Here is a 17215-nt window from a genome sequence, read left to right as displayed (position 1 = left end):
TCTCGCGCCAGCTCACGCCAAGCCGGCTCGCGATGCTGGTTCGCGCGCATTGGGGGATCGAGAACCACCTCCACTGGACGCTGGACGTCGTCTTCCACGAGGACGATGCGCGATCGAGAAAGAACTATGGCCCGGAGAATCTCGCCCTGCTCCGCCGCCTCGCGCGCAACATCTTGGAGTCACACCCGTCCGACCTGCCCATCCGCAAGAAGATGAAGCACGCCGCGTGGAGCAAAGACTATCTCTTCAATCTCTTTACTCATGTGCGATAGCCCTGCCTTTGCGGGGGAGGGTGGGCCTCGCGTCAGCGAGGGTCGGGAGAGGGGAGCGACATATCCGGAAAGGGCGCGCCCCTCTCCCGACCCGCTTCGCGGGCCACCCTCTCCCGCAGAGGGGAGAGGGAGAAAGAGCGCTGCCGGAAACCGTATGAAACGAAGAAGGCCGCCCCCGTTGAGGGGCGGCCTTTGGCTTGAACGCGGAAAGAAGCGTGGTCTTCAGCGCGCCAAGCGGTTGCGGACCTCGCCCAGGCTCGACCGGACCAGGTTTTGGGCGGCGTCGCCCTGCATGCGCTCGCGCAGGATGGTCTCGGAGACCTTGACCGCTGCCTCGGCGGCGGCGGCGCGAACCTGGGCGGCGGCCTGGACCTCGGCCTGGGCGATCTTGGTCTCGGCCGCCTTGGTGCGACGGGCGATGAAGTCGTCGAGGCGCTTGTGGCCCTCGGCGGCGATGCGCTCGGCCTCCTCGCGGGCGCTGGCCACGATGGCCTCCGCCTCGCGCTCGGCCTCCGTCTGGCGGCGCTTGTAGTCGGCGAGCACGGCGGCGGCCTCCTCGCGCAGGCGGCGCGCCTCGTCGAGCTCGTGGCGCACGCGCTTGGCGCGGCCGTCGAGGCCCTTGGTCATCGCGCCGAAGCCGCCGACCTTCCAGACGATCGCCATGAACACGACGAACGCGACGGCGACCCAGAATTCCGCTGTCATCAACATTGTTCGGCGGTCCCTGTCAGTGCGCGGTCGCGGCGCTGTCGAGCGCGCGGTCGAGGGAGGCCTGGTCCGGGGCGTGTCCCGTCAGGCGTTCGACGATGGCGGAGGCCGTGTCGGAGGCGATGCCGCGCACGTTGCCCATGGCCTCTGCTGTGCGGGCGCGAATGGTCGCCTCGGAGGCCGCGATCTTCTCGTTGAGCTGCGTCTCGAGGGCCTTGCGCTTGGTCTCGGCCTCGGAGGAGAGCGCGTTGCGGGTGCCCTGCGCGATCTCGCGGGCCTTGGCCTGCGCGTCGGCGAGGGACTTCTCGTAGGCGGCGCCGGCAGCGTCGGCCTCGGCCTTCATCCGCTGGGCCTCGTCGAGGTCCGCGGAGAGGCGGTTGGCGCGGTCGTGCAGGATCGACTGGATGCGCGGCAGCGCGATCTTGTCCATCAGGTAGTAGAGCAGGCCGAAGGCGAGGGCGAGCCAGATCAGCTGCGAGAGAAAGGTGTGGGTTTCGAAGGGCGGGAAGGCGCTGCCATGCGGGGCGGCCTGCTGGGTATGGGCGCCCGCGTGCATGTCCGCGGCCGGCTTCGGGTGCGGGGGGGGATTGGGCTGCGCCATGACCTCGTCCGGTTCGATCCAGAAAGACGGAGCGCCCCATCGCATGAGGGGCGCATCCGGTACGCTCGCTCAGGCCGCCGGCTTCCACTGTGGGAAGCGCGGCGACGGTGTCCGAAAGATCAGACGGCGAAGAGCAGCAGCAGCGCGATCAGCAGCGAGAAGATGCCGAGCGCCTCGGTGAGGGCGAAGCCCAGGAGCAGCGTGGCGCGCTGGCCGTCGGCGGCCGACGGGTTGCGGAGGGCACCGGCGAGGAACTGGCCGAAGAGGTTGCCAAGGCCGATACCCGCGCCCGCCATGCCGAGGCAGGCGAGGCCGGCGCCGATGTACTTCGCAGCGACGGGATCCATGTCTTACTCCTGATCAGTTCTTCTATCGACGTGTCGAGTGTCGGTGGGATGGAGCCGGCCGCCAGTGGTCAGTGGCCGGGGTGAAGGGCATCGTTGAGGTAGATCGCCGTCAACGTCGCGAAGACGTAGGCCTGAAGGGCCGCCACCAGGAACTCCAGGGCGGTCAGCGCGATGGTGAGGACAAGCGGCAGGGGCGATAGCACGCTCCAGGCGCCCGCGGAAAGCAGGCCCACCACGAAGAAGGCGAAGATCTTCATGGCGATGTGGCCGGCGAGCACGTTCGCGAAGAGACGCACCGAGAGGCTGATCGGACGCGAGATGAACGAGATCACCTCGATCGGCACCAGCAGCGCCAGCAGCGGCTTCGGCACGCCCGACGGCACGAACAGGCCGAAGAAATGCGTGCCGTGCTTCATCACGCCGTAGACCACCACGACGCTGATGACGAGGAAGGCGAGCCCGAAGGTCACGATGAGATGGCTCGTCACCGCGAAGGCGTAGGGGATCATGCCGAACAGGTTGAGCACCAGCACGAACATGAACAGCGAGAACACCAGCGGCATGAAGCGCTTGCCGGAATCCCCGGTGGCCTGGTGCAGCGTGTCGGCGATGAACTCGTAGAAGATCTCGGCGAGCGACTGGAGCCGGCCCGGCACGATCGAGCGGCCCGAGGTGGCCACGATGGTGAGCAGCGCGATCACCGCCACGGCGGCGAACATGTACAGCGCCGACTGCGTGAAGGCGATCTCCTGGTGGCCGATATGCCCGAACGGCAGGATCGACTTCAGCTCGAACTGATGGATCGGGTCCGGTCGCAGGGCGACCGAATGCGCCGGGTCGATGTTGCCCGCCATACCTGCTTTCGCCCCTCAAGCCCGCGCCGGTCCCGACCGGGGTTCCGCCCCGGTGCCGCCGCGCTCCAAAACTAGTCCCCTCGTGGCTCCTGGCCGTCTCCCCCGGAGCGGGACCGGCTGAAGCCGGACAACCGCATCACGTTGTAGACGCCCGTGACGAAGCCCAGCATCAGGAACACGATCAGCCCCCACGGCTTGGTGCCGAGGAAATGGTCGAAGATCCAGCCGAGGATTCCCCCCGCGGCGACGCCCGCGACGAACTCCGTGGAGATCGTCATGGCTTGCCCGAGCGGGGATGGCCCTCCAGCCGGCCCGGAACGCGACGAAGGACCGGGAGGGGCCTTGGGCCGCTTCCGTTCGATCTGCGTTTCGAGACGTCTGAGCCTCGCGGAGAGATCGCTATCCGGGGCCGCCCGACCGTCGCCTCGTCCGCCGTCTGCTCCGTCCTCGCCAGATCCGTTCGAACCCACGGCGAAAACTCACATTTCGGAGAGAGGAACCGGCCCGAATGCCCCCTTCAAGCGCGGCGCACCATAGTTTCGCCCCCCTTGGGTGTCAAGGCGGGCGAAATTGCCATCAAGTCCTTGTCGAACAATAAGAATTCCAATTCCGGGCCGGCGTCTCCGCCGCTTCTTTCCAAGGTGCTTTCGGAGCCGCCCCGCCGGGGTCAGGCGCCGAGGATCGGCTTGATGATCTTTTCCATGCCCTCGAGCGTCATCTCGCCCTTGTAGCGCTCGCCGTTGATGAAGAACGTCGGCGTCGAATCGACGTTGAAGGTGTCGAGCCCGCGCTGCTTCACGGCATTGACGCCCTCGTAGAGCTTCTTGTCCTTGAGGCAGGCCTCGAACTTCTCCTTCGAGAAGCCGGCCTGCCGCAGGAGCTGCTCCATGGCGTCGACGGGCGATTGCGGCTTCTGCACATAGGCCCAGGCTGGCTGCTGGTCGAAGAGCAGGTCGGTGATGGGGAAGTATTTCGCGTCGCCGTCGCAGCGCGCCAGCATGAAGGCGGCGGTGGCCAGCGGGTCGAGGGGGAACTCGCGCAGGGTGAAGCGCACCTTGCCGGTGTCGATGTAGCGGCTGCGCAGCTCCGGCCAGGTGAACTTGTGGAAGGCCGCGCAATGCGAGCAGGTCATCGAGGCGTATTCGATGATCGTCACCTTGGCGTCGGCGGGTCCGAGCCAGACGTCGCCGAGCGGGCCGGGCTCCATCAGGCCGGCGACGGCCTGACTCTGTGCCAGCGCCGACACCGACAGCTTCGGCAGGACCAGGGCCGCGCCGAGCGCGAGGCCGGTGGCTTTGAGTGCGTCGCGCCGCGTGATCATGGTCTGTCCGAGCTCCGGTGGCGTCCGTGTCGATATCGGAGCGTGCGGTAGGATCAAGGGCGCCGTGTGGCAAGCGCAGCGGAGGCCCGCGCGCGGCTTTGCCTCAGCGATCCTGCGTCGCGACGGCGATTCCAAGCCGGTCGAGGGCGTCGCGCAGGCGCTCGTCCTCGATCCGCGCGACGGCGAGCGCGATGCCGCCGCGCCGGGCGGGATCGAGCGGAACCGGCTGCGGCCGCCTCGGCGCGCGCGAGATCCGATCCTGCTGGAGCACGATCCGGCCGATGCAGGCCCAGCCGTAATAGGCGTTCACCCGCTCCACGAGCACGGGGGCGAGATGCTGGAGATCGAGGGCGAAGGCGCTCTCCACCCGCACCACGAGGGTGCCGGGCTGGGAACGACCCTCCTCGCCGCGCCGCCGCTTCGGCCATTCGAGCTTGGAGGGGCGGGAATGGCGCGCGAGCCGCTCGCCGACGATGCCGTCCCAGGCCGCCAGGATATCCGTCGAGGCGAAGCCCTGCGCCGCGAAGGCGGGCCCGACGCAGGACTCGATCAGTTCGGCGAGCGGCTTGATCCGCGCCATGTCAGCAAGTCCCCGAAGCGCTCACGCTCCACCATAGCGCGGCCGATGGCATCGCGGGAGGCCGTTCCGCTCAGGCGCCCCCCGCCGCGATGGCGGCCTGCGTGAGCCGGTCCCGGATCTCGGCCTGCCTCGCCCGGACCATGCCGGGGATGAGGAAGAGATCGACGAGGATCCAGACGAAGCCGATCAGCACGAGGTAGGAGAGGATCTGGAGGATCGCCGTGCCGGGGCGTCCGAGATAGAAGCGGTGCGCCGCGACGATGCCGAGGAAGAACCACAGCACGTAGGCGACGGCGACGCTCGGACCGTCATTGGCGACGCGGGTCTCGATCAGGATCCGGTCCTGGGTCGTCAGCGTCATCGCGAAGGTCCGTTCATGAGATTGCGCTTGGCTAGCACGCTGGAGCGGGGCCGGTCGAGCGAGAACCGTTCGCCAATTGTTCGCAAGCCGCCTGCGAAGCCTTGGAGGCGCCGGAGCGTACGGCTATGACCGGCTCCAGCATGGCAGCGCCCGAGCCTCCGAAAACCCCGCCGCGGGCCGCCGACCTCCTCGCCTGGTACGACCGGCATCGCCGGGTGCTGCCGTGGCGGGCGCTGCCGGGGGAGCGGCCCGATCCCTACCGGGTCTGGCTCTCCGAGGTGATGCTCCAGCAGACCACCATCGCGGCGGTGAAGCCTTACTTCGAGCGCTTTCTCGCGCGCTTTCCGGATGTCGCCGCGCTCGCCGATGCGCCCGAGGAGCAGGTGATGTCGGCCTGGGCCGGTCTCGGCTACTATTCCCGCGCCCGCAACCTCCATGCCTGCGCCAGGGCGGTGGCGGCGGCCGGCGCCTTTCCCGACACGGCCGAGGGCCTGCGCAAGCTGCCGGGGATCGGCGCCTATACGGCGGGCGCCATCGCCGCCATTGCCTTCGACCGGCGGGAGGCCGCCGTCGACGGCAATGTCGAGCGGGTGGCGACGCGGGTCTTCGCCATCGAGGAGCCTCTGCCGGGGAGCCGCCCGGCGATTCGCGCCCTGGTGCAGGATCTCGTCCCCGCCGACAGGCCCGGCGATTTCGCGCAAGGCCTGATGGATCTGGGCTCCACGATCTGCACGCCGAAGCGTCCGGCCTGCGCCCTCTGCCCCTGGATGTCGCCCTGCGCGGCACGGGCGCGCGGCCTCCAGGAGACGTTTCCGAGGAAGCTCAAGAAGGAGAAAGGCATTCTGCGCCGTGGCGCGGCCTTCGTCGCGATCCGCGCCGGGGACGAGGCGCTGCTGCTGCGGACCCGGCCGGCCTCGGGCCTCCTCGGCGCCATGGCCGAGCCGCCGACGAGCGAGTGGACGGTCGATTACGATCCGGCCATGGCGCTCCTCGACGCGCCGCTCGACGCGCGATGGAAGCGGCTGCCGGGCATCGTGCGCCACGTCTTCACGCATTTCCCGCTGGAAATGACGGTTTTTTCCGCCCGCGTCGGCGCTTCGACGCAGCCGCCGGACGGCATGCGATTCACGGCGCCGGGCGAGCTCGATTCGGAGCCGCTGCCGGGGGTGATGAGGAAGGTGCTGGCGCACGCCCTCGACCCGAAGCCCGAGGCGCCGAAACGCGGGCGGCCGAGAAAGCCGCCGGAGCCGGCCCCTCTCCTGGCCGCCACCGAGGACATGGCCGAGGCGCAGCCGGTGTTCCGCCCGGTTCCGAAACCGGCCCCTCGCGTGGTCGCCAGGATACCGGAGTCGGACGAGCCGGAGCCTGCCGCGCCGGCTCCCAAAGCGACACGGCGGAAGGCGTCCACCGCCCCCCGCCGCCCGTCGCGTCGCTAAATCGGCAAAAAATCAGCCGGCCGTGCCCATCTGCGCCCGCATGGAGGCGCGGAAGCTGTCGATCACGACCCGCTGGCCGCCGCGCTCGGCGTGCCAGAACTCCCAGCCGTTGCAGGCCGGCAGGCCCTGCACGAGGGCGCCGATCTTGTGGATCGAGCCCATGGCGGGCCCGGCCATCAGGGTGCCGTCGGGGCGCACCACCGCCTGGAAGCGGCCGCGCGCGTCGCTGAGCGTCTCGCCGGCGCGCACATGGCCCGCCTCGATGACGCTGAGGAAGGGCACGCGCGGCTCGGCGCGCTTGGCCGGGGCCAGCATCAGGGCGGCCTGCGAGATCGGCTCGACCGCGTCGATGCGGGCGCGCGCCGCCTCGGCGTAGACCGTCTCGCGCTCGATGCCGATGAAGCGGCGGCCGAGCCGGCGGGCGACGGCGCCGGTGGTGCCGGTGCCGAAGAACGGGTCGAGGATCACGTCGCCGGGATTGGTCGCGGACAGGATGGTGCGCGCGAGCAGCGCCTCGGGCTTCTGGGTCGGGTGGACCTTCTGGCCGTCCTCGCCCTTCAGGCGCTCGTCCCCCGTGCAGAGGGGGATGAACCAGTCCGAGCGCATCTGGAGGTCCTCGTTACCCCCTTTGAGCGCCTCGTAATGGAAGGTGTAGCCCTTCGAGTCGGCCGAGCGGGAGGCCCAGATCAGCGTCTCGTGGGCGTTGGTGAAGCGCTTGCCGCGGAAGTTCGGCATCGGGTTGGCCTTGCGCCAGACGATGTCGTTGAGGATCCAGAAACCAAGATCCTGGAGCGCGGACCCGACGCGGAAGATGTTGTGGTACGAGCCGATGACCCACAGGGTGGCGTTCGGCTTCATCACCCGGCGGGCGGCGGCGAGCCATTCGCGGGTGAAGGAATCGTAGGTCTCGAAGCTGGCGAACCGGTCCCAGGCGTCGTCGACCGCATCGACACGGCTCTGGTCGGGGCGCAGCAGCGAGCCCTCACCGAGCTGGAGGTTGTAGGGCGGATCGGCGAAGACGCAGTCGACGCTGGCCGGCGGCAGGGCGTTCATCGCCGCGATGCAGTCGCCGACGAGGACCTCGTCGAGGGGGAGGCGCTGGGAGACGGGGGTGGGACCCATCCGTGGCGCCGACGCGACCCGCCCGGTACGCGAGACAAGTTTCCGGGAGGTGGCGCCGGCGGCCACGGTACGCAGGGAAGCCATGGCGAACTCGGTTACGCGACTGACCGGCAGACCATGGGGCCGTTAGGGTAAAGGTCGGGTTGAGCGTTTCAGGAAATTGCGTCTCAGTTTGGGGCTGCAATTTTTGCCTAGTCGCGCCCTTACTCTTGCATTCCTCCCGTCGCGCCAACGGCTAAGTCGTTGCCGCCGCGTGCTTTGTCTTGGTCGTCCTAACGCTATGCTTGGCCGCTGTCCGAGAGCGGCGAACTATTCGTGCCGTTCTCGCAAGATGACGATCCCCCGCGCCTCGATTGCCCACGGTTTCGCGCGTCGGTGCCCCGAATGCCCCCGGTTCCCTGCGGCGGGCGGGAGGCTGGGTTTCGCTGAGCGCAGGTCTGGGCCCCCGCGGCCCGGCAAAGCTTAGCCGTCTCGATCACTTGCGGTTTCTGACATCGCAAGTCGTCAGCTTAGAACCGCGAGACAAACGCCCGGTTCGATTTCTATCGCAATACATCTCCACATTCGTGGCGATCGCGCCCGTCGATATGCGGATCAGACAGGCTCGCGGCCAGTCGAACATCGCGTCTCATTTCGGCCGTCATCGGCTTCATTTTCCGCGGCCCTCGACAACAACTCAGGGAATGCGAATGAACTCGAAGACCGTCCGCCGGAATGCAGCACTCGCCATTGGTTCGATCGCCGCCGTCACCGCCTTGTCCGCCCCCGCCTCCGCCGGCGGCAACGCCTCCTGGTACGCCAGCGGCCACCGCACCGCGAGCGGAGAGCGCTTCAATCCGAACGGTTTGACCGCCGCCCACCGCAGCCTGCCCTTCGGCACCCGCGTGCTGGTCCAGAACAAGAGCAACGGCCGCTCCGTGGTGGTGCGCATCAACGATCGCGGGCCTTTCGTGCACGGCCGGGTGATCGATCTCGCGCGCGGCTCGGCCCGCGCCATCGGCATGACCGGCACCAGCTACGTCTCGCTTCAAGTGATGCGCTGATCGCGCGGGGTCGCGCCCGGCCGGCGTTGTCCGCTGCCCGACCCGACCCCATCTCGGGGAACGAACCTCACGGAGATCGTTCCGCCCCGATGGCCAAGCCCCTGATCGTCGAACTGCCCCACGAACTCGGCCAGGCCGAGGCGAAGCGGCGCATCGAATCCGGTGTCGATCAGGGGCGGGCCCTGCTCGCCAAGAGCGGCGTCACCATCGGAAATCTCGCCTGGACCGGGGACCGGCTCGACTTCGCCCTCTCGGCGCTCACGCAGAGCGTCGACGGCTCCATCGATGTCGGTCCCCAGAGCGTGCGCATCGAGGTGCGCCTGCCGCTGCTGCTCGCGCTGTTCGCCGAGAAGGTGAAGAAGTCGCTCGGCAAGGAGGGCACCCTGCTCCTCACCAAGAAGTAGCGGGCCTCCGCCAGGAACCGGGCCGCCGCACGCTCCGTTGGCTGGAAAAGCTCCCGCCATGAAACGAGCAGCGCACGCCATGTCCAATCCCGGCCCGATCCCCGAGATTCCTGTCCCCGAGACGCCGCTCCCGGAGACTCCTCGCGAGGCGCCGGACAGCCCGCAGGTTCCCCCTCCGGCGCCCGGCCCCGAGATTCCCGACAATTCTCCTTCCGAGTCGCCCGGCGGCCAGCCGACCGAGATCCCCGTGAACGATCCCGGCGCTCCCATCGAGACGCCGTCCCCCACGGGACCCGCCAATCCGACGATGTGAGCCGGGGCGGCCGGCCGTGAGTTGTTCTGAGCGGCCGCTCTGCCATAAGCACGGCCCATGGCCGCCCCCCCGCTACTGACCCTTCAGGACGTCGCCCTCACTTTCGGCGGCACCCCGCTCATCGAACGGGCGGAGTTCGCCGTCTCCCCCGGCGAGCGCACCTGCCTCGTCGGCCGCAACGGCTCGGGCAAATCCACGCTGATGCGCATCGCCGCCGGGCTGATGGAGCCCGATCGCGGCACCCGCTTCGTGCAGCCGGGGACGACGATGCGCTATCTCGCGCAGGAGCCGGATTTCTCCGGCTTCGCCACGACGCTCGCCTTCGTCGAATCGGGGCTGGCGGCGGACGGCAGCGAATCGCACCGCGCCCGCTATCTCCTCGAAAGCCTGGGGCTCACCGGAGAGGAAAACCCCGAAAAGCTCTCCGGCGGGGAAGGGCGGCGCGCGGCGCTCGCCCAGGCGCTCGCCCCCGAGCCCGACATTCTGCTGCTGGACGAGCCCACCAACCATCTCGACCTGCCGGCCATCGAGTGGCTGGAGACGGAGTTGCGCAACACCCGCGCCGCGCTCGTCCTCATCAGCCACGACCGGCGCTTCCTCTCGGCCCTGTCGCGGACCACGATCTGGCTCGACCGCGGCGTCACCCGCCGGATCGAGCAGGGCTTCTCGCAGTTCGAGGCGTGGCGCGACGCCTTCTTCGAGGAGGAGGAGCGCGACCTGCACAAGCTCGACCGCAAGATCGCGGCGGAGGAGCACTGGCTGCGCTACGGCGTCACCGCGCGGCGCAAGCGCAACGTCCGGCGGCTCGGCAACCTGCACGACCTGCGCCGGCAGGCCCGCGAGACGCGGCGCCCGCTGGGGAGCGCCACCATGACCTCGACGGAGGCCGAATCGTCGGGCGCCCTCGTGGTCGAGGCGCGCGCCGTCTCCAAGGCCTATGGCGAGCGCAGGATCGTGGACCGGCTGTCGCTGCGCGTCATGCGCGGGGACCGGCTCGGCATCGTGGGCGCCAACGGCGCGGGCAAGACGACGCTGGTCAACCTGCTCACCGGCAAGTCCGACCCCGATTCGGGCGCCGTCGTGCTCGGCACGAACCTCAAGCTGATGCTGCTCGACCAGGCCCGCGCCGTGCTGGAGCCCACCATGACGGTGAGCGACGTGCTCACGGGCGGACGCGGCGACCACGTCATGGTCGGCGGCCAGAGCCGGCACGTCGTCGGCTATCTCAAGGACTTCCTGTTCGCCCCCGAGCAGGCCCGCACCCCGGTGAGCGTGCTCTCGGGCGGCGAGCGCAACCGCCTGCTCATCGCCCGCGCCCTGGCGCAGCCGGCCAATCTCCTCGTCCTCGACGAGCCCACCAACGATCTCGACCTCGAGACCCTCGACCTCTTGCAGGAGATGCTCGGCGACTATGCCGGCACGCTGATCCTGGTCAGCCACGATCGCGACTTCCTCGACCGAGTGGTCGGCAGCGTGCTCGTCAGCGAGGGGGAGGGCCGCTGGATCGAGTATGCCGGGGGCTATTCGGACATGCTGACCCAGCGCGGGCAGGGCGTGCAGGCGCGCACCGTGGCCGGCGCCGCGAAGCCCGCCTCCGGCGCGGCCAAGCCCAAGCCCGCCGCCGAGCCGCCGCCGGCCCGCAACCGCCTCGGCTTCAAGGAGCAGCACGAGCTCAAGACGCTGCCCGAGCGCATGGGCAAGCTCGAGACGGCCATCGCCAAGCTCCGCGTCGTCCTCGACGATGCCGATCTCTACGCCCGCGATCCGGCCCGCTTCGAGAAGGCGTCCGCCATGCTCGCCCAGGCCGAGACCGAGCTGTCGGCCTGCGAGGAGCGCTGGCTCACCCTCGAGATGCTGCGCGAGGACGGTCCGGCGGCGTGAGGCGGACATCAAGATGCCGTGAAACCGGCGCTTCCTGACCATCCCCGAACGGCCGTGCCGACGAGTTCCTCCGTGCTTTCGCGCCTGCGCCCTCTCACCGGCCCCCGCTACGGCTGGCTCGCCGGGCTTCCCGTCCTGGCGCTGGTCTGGGTGGGCGCGGCCTCGTTCGCGGCGCCCTCCGTCGAGCAGGCCCTGGAGAGCGCGGGCGCGCGGATCGGCGCCGAGGCGTCGGCGGGCAGCCCCGAGCCCTGGCTCAGGGTCTCCGCCTTCGGCCGCGACCTGATCGCCAAGGGCGAGGCACCGGGGCCGGCCCAGGAGGACGCGGCGTTGCGGCGGCTCGCCGCCCTGTCCGGCCCCCGGCTGATCCGCTCCGAGGTGTCGTTGATCGGGGAGGCGTCGCCCTTCGTCTGGACCGCGACGCGCGGCGGCGGCGACGCCATCGCGCTCTCCGGGAGCCGTCCCGCCGAGATCGGCCGCGCCGCGCTCGCCGCCCTCGTCACCGCCGACCTGCCGGCGACGACGCGGCTCTCCGACGAGGCGAAGGCCGCGCGCGGCGCGCCGCCCGGCTTTCCGGCGGCGGCCGCCTTCTCGCTCGCCCGCCTGCGCGAACTCGCCAAGGGCGGCACCGCGACGCTCACCGGCAGCGTCATCGAGATCAAGGGTGAGGCGTTGAGCGTCGCCGCCTACGACGCGCTGCGCACCGCCTTCGCCGAGCCGCCGCGCGGCTACAGCTTCGGGCGCCTGGAGATCCTGCCGCCGACCGTCGCCGATGCCCGCTTCGGGGTCGAGCGCCGTCCCGACGGCGGGCTGGTGCTGACGGGGCACGTCCCCACCGAGGCGGCCCGCGCCGGCATCCGCGCGGTGGCCGCCGAGACGGCGGAGGGCGCGTTCGTCGACGACCGCACGCAGACGGCGCGGGGCCTGCCGGCCGCCGTCGACGCGGATGCCCTTGCCCGTTTCAGCCTCCGCCTCGCCGGGCTGCTGCGGCAGGGCGAGGTCCGGTTCGCGGACGGGCGCGTCTCCGTCTCCGGCGACGCCCTCGATTCCCAGGCCCGCGAGGAGATCGCCGGGCTGCTGCGCGATGCGCGGCCGGCGGGGGTCGGGGCGGGGAGCGTCGCGGTCGGCGCCTCGCCGCTCTCGCCCTACAAGGTCGCCATCCGCCGCGAGGCGGATGCCGTGGTGCTGACCGGGCATCTGCCGGATGCCGCCGCGCGCGAGCGGCTGCTCGCCGCCCTGCGACCGCGCTTCTTCCGCGAGCGCATCGTGGACCGCACCCGCCTCGCCGAGGGCGCGCCGGCCGGTCTCGCCGAGGCGCTGGAAGCGGCGGTGCCGTCGCTGGCGACGCTGGCCTCCGGGGAGGTCGCCGTCGCCGATTCCGTGCTTACGCTGTCGGGCGAGAGCCTCTACCGCCAGAGCGCGCAGCGCCTGACCGACTCGCTTCCCCGCGCCCTTCCCCCCGCCTGGACGGGGCGCGTCACCGTCCAGGCGCCCGGCGCGCCTTCGCAGTCCGACGCGGAGACCTGCCGCAGCCGCTTCGCCTCGGAGACGGCCAGGCCCCTGGTCTTCGAACCCGGCAGCGCGCTTCTGAAGACGGGCTTCTATCCGCAGCTCGACGCCCTGGCCGCGCTGGTGAAGGCATGTCCCGGTCTGCGCATCGCCGTCAGCGGCCATGTCGATCCGCCCGGCACCAAGCCGAAGCCCGCCACGGACCCCGCCGTCCCGCAGACGGCATCGATCGCCAAGAACGCGGCTTCCAAGAACGCGGCCGCCAGGAATGGCGCGGCCAAGAGTGCCGTCGCCAAGAACACGGTCACGAAGAGCGTCGCCAAGGATGCCGCGCCTGGCAAGGCGCCCGCCCCGAACGCCTCGAAGGACGCCAAGCCCGGCGCGAAACCCGGCCCGTCGAAGAAACCGGAGACCGCCGCGAAGGCCGCGGCCGCGCATGGCACCGTCGCGACGAACGCCGTCGCCCCGGTGCCGCCCGCGACGACCGATGGCGCCGGGACGGCCGCTCCGGCCGAGGACAAGGCCGAGACCAAGGCGGCCGCGACGGTGGCGTCCTCCGACCTCGCCGCGCCGGAACCCGATCTCGCGCGGCAGCGGGCGCTCGCGATCCTCGACTATCTGCTCGCCGCCGGCGTTCCCCTCGACCGGATCGTTGTCGGCGAGGCGAGCCGGCCGGCGGCGCTGGGCATCGGCTTCGAGCCGCGCCCGTGAGGACGACGAGAAAGACGACCACGAGAAAGACGGTGGCGGAACAAGCCGCGCCGACGCTCACTCGGACGGGAACCGGCCTCGCATCATGATCCTGCTGCTGACCTTTCTGTGGCCGGGGCTCGCCGGGGCCGTGGCGCTCGGGCTCGGCGCGGGCCGGCTCTCCGGCCTGCCGCGCGGCGCCGTGGCCCCGGCGATCCTCACCGTCGCCGTGGCGGTCCTGTGGGGCGCGGCGCTGTCCGGGGTCGTGCCGGGGCGGGCCGGGCTATGGGTCGAGAGCGCGGCCCTGATGCTGCCTGCCTATCTCGCCGGCTGCCTCGCGGGGGCCCTCGTCGGGCGGATCTCGCGCCGCAAGCCCGAGCCGGCCGCCGTCGGAGGGTAGCTCAGCGCGCGCCCCGGTGGAGATCGCCGTCGATGAGCAGCGCGCTCGTCGCGTCGAGGCGGTTCCGGTAGACTTGAAGGTTCTCCATCACCCGCTGCACGTAGTTGCGCGTCTCGGTGAAGGGGATGCGCTCGACCCAGTCGACCGGGTCGACATCGGCCTTGCGCGGGTCTCCGTAGGCGTCGATCCACTTCTTCACGTTGCCGCCGCCCGCGTTGTAGGAGGCGAAGGCGAGGATGTAGGAGCCCTTCCAGTCCTCCATCAGCTCGCCGAGATGGGCCTGGCCGAGGCGGGCGTTGTAGGCGGGGTCGCTCGTCAGCCGGTCCTGGTCGTAGGAGGCGCTGACGCGGCGCGCCGTGCGCTGGGCGGTGGCCGGCATCATCTGCATGAGCCCGCGCGCGCCGACGCCGGACTGGGCGCGGGGATCGAACTGGCTCTCCTGCCGGGCGATGGCGAAGACCATGGCCCGCTCCACCAGCGGCACCGCCGAGAACGCCTCGAAGGCCGGGATGCCGATGGTCGGATAGGCATGCGCGTCCAGCGGCAGGCCGCGCTGCACGGCGAGCTTGCCGACCGCGACGAGGGCGCGCGCGTCCTTCATCTCGGTGGCGAGGTCGCCGAGCGCCTGCAACTCGGCCGGATTGGTGAGCTTCTGCGCCGTGTCGATGTAGAGCGGCAGCGCCAGCTCCTTGAGCGACGCCTCTCCGAGCAGGCGCAGCGCCCGCACGCAGAGCCGGCCCTCGAACGCCTTTCGCGAGGCCGCGTCGAGCTCGGAGGGGCTGCGCAGGGGCAGGTCCTTCTGCCCGAGCTTGGCGCGGGCGAGCTGGCCGTAATAGGCGATGGGTTGCAGCGCCGCCTTCTCGTAGAAACCGCGCGCCCGATCCGTCTCGCCCGCCGCCTCCGCCGCCCGGCCGCGCCAATAGGCGGCCCGCGCCAGCGAGATCGGCGTCTCGGCGATGGCCAGCGCGCGGTCGAAATGGGCGGTGGCGACGGCCGGTTCGTTCGTGAAGCGCAGCGCGATCCAGCCGGCGTGGAACTCGGCCTCGATGCGCTTCTCCACCGTGCGGGCGCTGTGGGCGTCGGCGACCGTATAGGCGGTCCTGGCGTCGCCGAGGTCGAGGAGCTTGCGGGCGACGATCCGGCGCTCGACCCACCATTCGTCGCCGTCGACCAGGACCTCGCCGTTCGAGGGTGCCGTGGCGAGCACGGCCGCCGCCTCGGCGGGCTTGTCGGCGCGGCGCAGGTATTGGGCCCGCGAGAAGATGTAGGACGAGTCGTTGCGCAGGCTCGGCGGCACGGCGGCGAGCGCGGCGGCGGCGCCCGAGCTCTTGTCCTCGACGGCGCGGCGGGCGCGCACCAGGGTGGCGTAGCCCCCGCCGGCATAGGAGGCGGCGCGACCGGCGGTCTCCCAGTCCTCCTTCAGGAGCGCGCGCTCCATGCGGAAGCGGTGGTCGATCCGGGTCAGCACGCCGGGGAAGGCATCCGTGACCTTGGCCTCCAGCGATCGTCCGAAGGTCTCTGCGCGCCAGAGGTCGCGCACGAGATCGGCGGCGTCGGCGTCGAGTCCCTCCGCCTTGAAGGCCAGCGCCAGGGCGAACTTGCCCGGCGCGCTCGCGGGCTTCGAGGCGCCGAAATAGGCGCGCACCACCGCCGGGGACTTGCGCTCGCTGAGCAGCGCCTCCTCGGCCCGCCGCCGCAGCATCGGACCGGCCGGCCAGTCGGGATTGGCGCGGGCGAAGGCGACGGTGCGCTCGAAACCGATGCCGGCCCCGGCCCGGATCGCCAGCCATTCGAGCAGCGCCTTCGCGGCCGGGTCGCCGAAGCCGTCGCGCAGGCGGTCGCCGTCCGCGACCTTGCCCTTGCGGTAGAAATCGATGGCCTGCCGCAGCAGCGTGACGTCGGTGTCGCCGGAGCGGGCGGCGCGGGCGGGGTCCGGCACCTCGGGGATCGGCGCCGGAGGCGTCGCCGACAGGCCCGGCGCCGGGAAGGCGATGGGCGTCTCGGGATCGGCGGAGGCATAGGCGGAAGCGCGCAGCGGCATCGCCGCATCGTCCCTGCCCTCGACGGCCTTGCTCTCGGACGCCTTCGATTCGTCGATCTTCGCGTCGCCGGCGGCCGGCTCGGGCCGGGTCGGGAGAGCGACGGCCTTCGCCGCCTCGGAGGTCGCGGCCAGGATCGGCGCCGCCGGAGCGCCCGCGTCGCCCGAGGGGGCGGCGAGGCTCACGCCGGCGGTGAGCAGGAGGGCGGAGGCTGCGAGCTTCGCGTGGCCGAGGGGCACCATGACTTTCGTCGTCCCGAGCGGATTCGACATGCGTTAAGCTCCGCCCGACATCGTTAAGAAGCGATTAACCGTGCCGGCTTCGCGTTTGCGCGGCGCTGTGGGAAGCCCTATGTCTCGCCCGCCGCACGCGACGGACCGCCGGACAGCCGGCACGCGAGAAGACCCGCCGGGACCAAGACGATGACCGATACGCACGCGCGACGCCTCAGAGGCTCGATGACCGCGCTGGTGACGCCGTTCCGCGACGGCGCCCTGGACGAGGCCGCCTTCACCGCCTTCGTGGACTGGCAGATCGCGCAGGGCACGCACGGTCTCGTCCCCGTCGGCACCACGGGCGAGAGCCCGACGGTCAGCCATGCCGAGCACGACCGCGTGGTCGCGCTCTGCGTGAAGGCCGCGGCCGGCCGGGTGCCGGTGATCGCCGGCGCCGGCTCGAACTCGACCGCCGAGGCTGTCGAGCGCGCACGTCATGCGGAGGAGGCCGGCGCGGACGCGGTGCTCATCGTCACGCCGTATTACAACAAGCCGACGCAGGCCGGCCTGTACGCCCACTTCAAGGCCGTCAACGACGCCATCGGCATTCCGGTCATCATCTACAACATTCCCGGCCGCTCGGTGATCGACATGAGCGTCGACACCATGAGGCGCCTCTACGAACTCAAGAACATCGTCGGCGTGAAGGACGCCACGGCCAAGATCGACCGTGTCAGCCTCCAGCGCCAGGTTCTGGGAGAAGGCTTCATCCAGCTTTCGGGCGAAGATGCGACGGCGCTCGGCTTCAATGCCCAGGGCGGCGTCGGCTGCATCTCCGTGGTCTCGAACGTGGCGCCCCGGCTCTGCGCCGACCTCCAGGAGGCGACGCTGAAGGGCGACTACGCCAAGGCGCTCGAGATCCAGGACCGGCTCTTCCCGCTCCAGACCACGCTCTTCCTCGAGACCAACCCCTCGCCGGTGAAATACGCGCTGGCGCGGCTCGGCCTGATGAGCGAGGAGGTGCGCCTGCCGCTCCTTCCCGTGGGTGACGAGACCCGCGCGGCGGTGGACGCGGCGCTCCGCCATGCCGGCCTGATCGAGGCCTGACACCCCCGCGTCTCG

The 17215-nt window shown here is 70.8% G+C and carries 19 protein-coding genes; 9 read left to right on the top strand and 10 right to left on the bottom strand.

What is annotated here, in order from left to right:
- Nucleotides 1-272, top strand: a 272-nt coding sequence (locus ACP56T_RS04460) for an ISAs1 family transposase (protein WP_430910894.1), incomplete at its 5' end; no start/stop codon positions are given.
- A gap of 222 nt (nt 273-494) precedes the next feature.
- Here ACP56T_RS04460 and ACP56T_RS04455 read toward each other — a convergent pair.
- The 8 genes from ACP56T_RS04455 to ACP56T_RS04420 form a co-directional block, all read right to left on the bottom strand.
- A complete protein-coding gene (locus ACP56T_RS04455; RefSeq protein ID WP_430910919.1) occupies nt 495-980 on the bottom strand; it encodes a F0F1 ATP synthase subunit B family protein in 486 nt (161 codons plus the stop codon).
- Nucleotides 981-999: 19 nt separating this feature from the next.
- Nucleotides 1000-1581, bottom strand: coding sequence for a F0F1 ATP synthase subunit B family protein (locus ACP56T_RS04450; protein WP_430910893.1), 582 nt, complete (start codon nt 1579-1581; stop codon nt 1000-1002).
- Between the two features lie 119 nt (nt 1582-1700).
- Nucleotides 1701-1928 (bottom strand): F0F1 ATP synthase subunit C, encoded by a 228-nt coding sequence (locus ACP56T_RS04445; protein WP_007566773.1) that lies wholly within the window; start codon nt 1926-1928, stop codon nt 1701-1703.
- A 68-nt stretch (nt 1929-1996) separates the two neighbouring features.
- Nucleotides 1997-2782, bottom strand: a complete 786-nt coding sequence (locus ACP56T_RS04440; RefSeq protein WP_430910892.1) for a F0F1 ATP synthase subunit A — start codon at nt 2780-2782, stop codon at nt 1997-1999.
- 71 nt (nt 2783-2853) lie between these two features.
- Nucleotides 2854-3252 (bottom strand): AtpZ/AtpI family protein, encoded by a 399-nt coding sequence (locus ACP56T_RS04435; protein ID WP_430910891.1) that lies wholly within the window; start codon nt 3250-3252, stop codon nt 2854-2856.
- Between the two features lie 197 nt (nt 3253-3449).
- Complete coding sequence (locus tag ACP56T_RS04430) at nt 3450-4103, bottom strand: DsbA family protein (RefSeq protein WP_430910890.1); 654 nt, start codon at nt 4101-4103, stop codon at nt 3450-3452.
- 103 nt (nt 4104-4206) lie between these two features.
- Nucleotides 4207-4683 (bottom strand): DUF721 domain-containing protein, encoded by a 477-nt coding sequence (locus tag ACP56T_RS04425; RefSeq protein WP_430910889.1) that lies wholly within the window; start codon nt 4681-4683, stop codon nt 4207-4209.
- Between the two features lie 70 nt (nt 4684-4753).
- Nucleotides 4754-5044 (bottom strand): TM2 domain-containing protein, encoded by a 291-nt coding sequence (locus tag ACP56T_RS04420; protein ID WP_430910888.1) that lies wholly within the window; start codon nt 5042-5044, stop codon nt 4754-4756.
- A gap of 140 nt (nt 5045-5184) precedes the next feature.
- On the opposite strand from ACP56T_RS04420, the gene mutY reads away from it, so the two are divergent.
- On the top strand, nt 5185-6480 hold the full coding sequence (mutY, locus tag ACP56T_RS04415) for an A/G-specific adenine glycosylase (RefSeq protein WP_430910918.1): 1296 nt from the start codon (nt 5185-5187) through the stop codon (nt 6478-6480).
- Nucleotides 6481-6492: 12 nt separating this feature from the next.
- Here mutY and ACP56T_RS04410 read toward each other — a convergent pair whose 3' ends face one another.
- On the bottom strand, nt 6493-7686 hold the full coding sequence (locus ACP56T_RS04410) for a site-specific DNA-methyltransferase (protein ID WP_430910887.1): 1194 nt from the start codon (nt 7684-7686) through the stop codon (nt 6493-6495).
- A 605-nt stretch (nt 7687-8291) separates the two neighbouring features.
- Here ACP56T_RS04410 and ACP56T_RS04405 point away from each other — a divergent pair.
- From ACP56T_RS04405 to ACP56T_RS04380, 6 genes are all read left to right on the top strand, one after another.
- Complete coding sequence (locus ACP56T_RS04405; protein WP_430910886.1) at nt 8292-8645, top strand: septal ring lytic transglycosylase RlpA family protein; 354 nt, start codon at nt 8292-8294, stop codon at nt 8643-8645.
- An 89-nt stretch (nt 8646-8734) separates the two neighbouring features.
- The gene (locus ACP56T_RS04400) at nt 8735-9049 is read left to right on the top strand and encodes a polyhydroxyalkanoic acid system family protein (protein ID WP_430910885.1); all 315 of its coding nucleotides are present in this window, start codon (nt 8735-8737) and stop codon (nt 9047-9049) included.
- Between the two features lie 79 nt (nt 9050-9128).
- Nucleotides 9129-9362 carry a hypothetical protein gene (locus ACP56T_RS04395; protein WP_430910884.1) on the top strand — a complete coding sequence of 78 codons (234 nt, stop codon included), beginning with the start codon at nt 9129-9131 and terminating at the stop codon, nt 9360-9362.
- Nucleotides 9363-9419: 57 nt separating this feature from the next.
- Nucleotides 9420-11243, top strand: coding sequence for an ABC-F family ATP-binding cassette domain-containing protein (locus tag ACP56T_RS04390; RefSeq protein WP_430910883.1), 1824 nt, complete (start codon nt 9420-9422; stop codon nt 11241-11243).
- Nucleotides 11244-11315: 72 nt separating this feature from the next.
- The gene (locus ACP56T_RS04385; protein ID WP_430910882.1) at nt 11316-13460 is read left to right on the top strand and encodes a hypothetical protein; all 2145 of its coding nucleotides are present in this window, start codon (nt 11316-11318) and stop codon (nt 13458-13460) included.
- Between the two features lie 85 nt (nt 13461-13545).
- Nucleotides 13546-13839 (top strand): hypothetical protein, encoded by a 294-nt coding sequence (locus ACP56T_RS04380; RefSeq protein WP_430910881.1) that lies wholly within the window; start codon nt 13546-13548, stop codon nt 13837-13839.
- A 1-nt stretch (nt 13840) separates the two neighbouring features.
- Here ACP56T_RS04380 and ACP56T_RS04375 read toward each other — a convergent pair whose 3' ends face one another.
- The gene (locus ACP56T_RS04375) at nt 13841-16150 is read right to left on the bottom strand and encodes a lytic transglycosylase domain-containing protein (protein WP_430910880.1); all 2310 of its coding nucleotides are present in this window, start codon (nt 16148-16150) and stop codon (nt 13841-13843) included.
- A gap of 150 nt (nt 16151-16300) precedes the next feature.
- On the opposite strand from ACP56T_RS04375, the gene dapA reads away from it, so the two are divergent.
- Nucleotides 16301-17200 (top strand): 4-hydroxy-tetrahydrodipicolinate synthase, encoded by a 900-nt coding sequence (gene dapA / locus ACP56T_RS04370; protein WP_430910879.1) that lies wholly within the window; start codon nt 16301-16303, stop codon nt 17198-17200.
- The last annotated feature ends 15 nt before the right edge of the window (nt 17201-17215 follow it).

Origin of the sequence: Methylobacterium endophyticum, assembly GCF_050591105.1 — a bacterium.
GTDB lineage: Bacteria > Pseudomonadota > Alphaproteobacteria > Rhizobiales > Beijerinckiaceae > Methylobacterium.
Note: the sequence above shows the minus strand (reverse complement) of the source record. Positions and strands in the feature narration are given on the sequence as shown.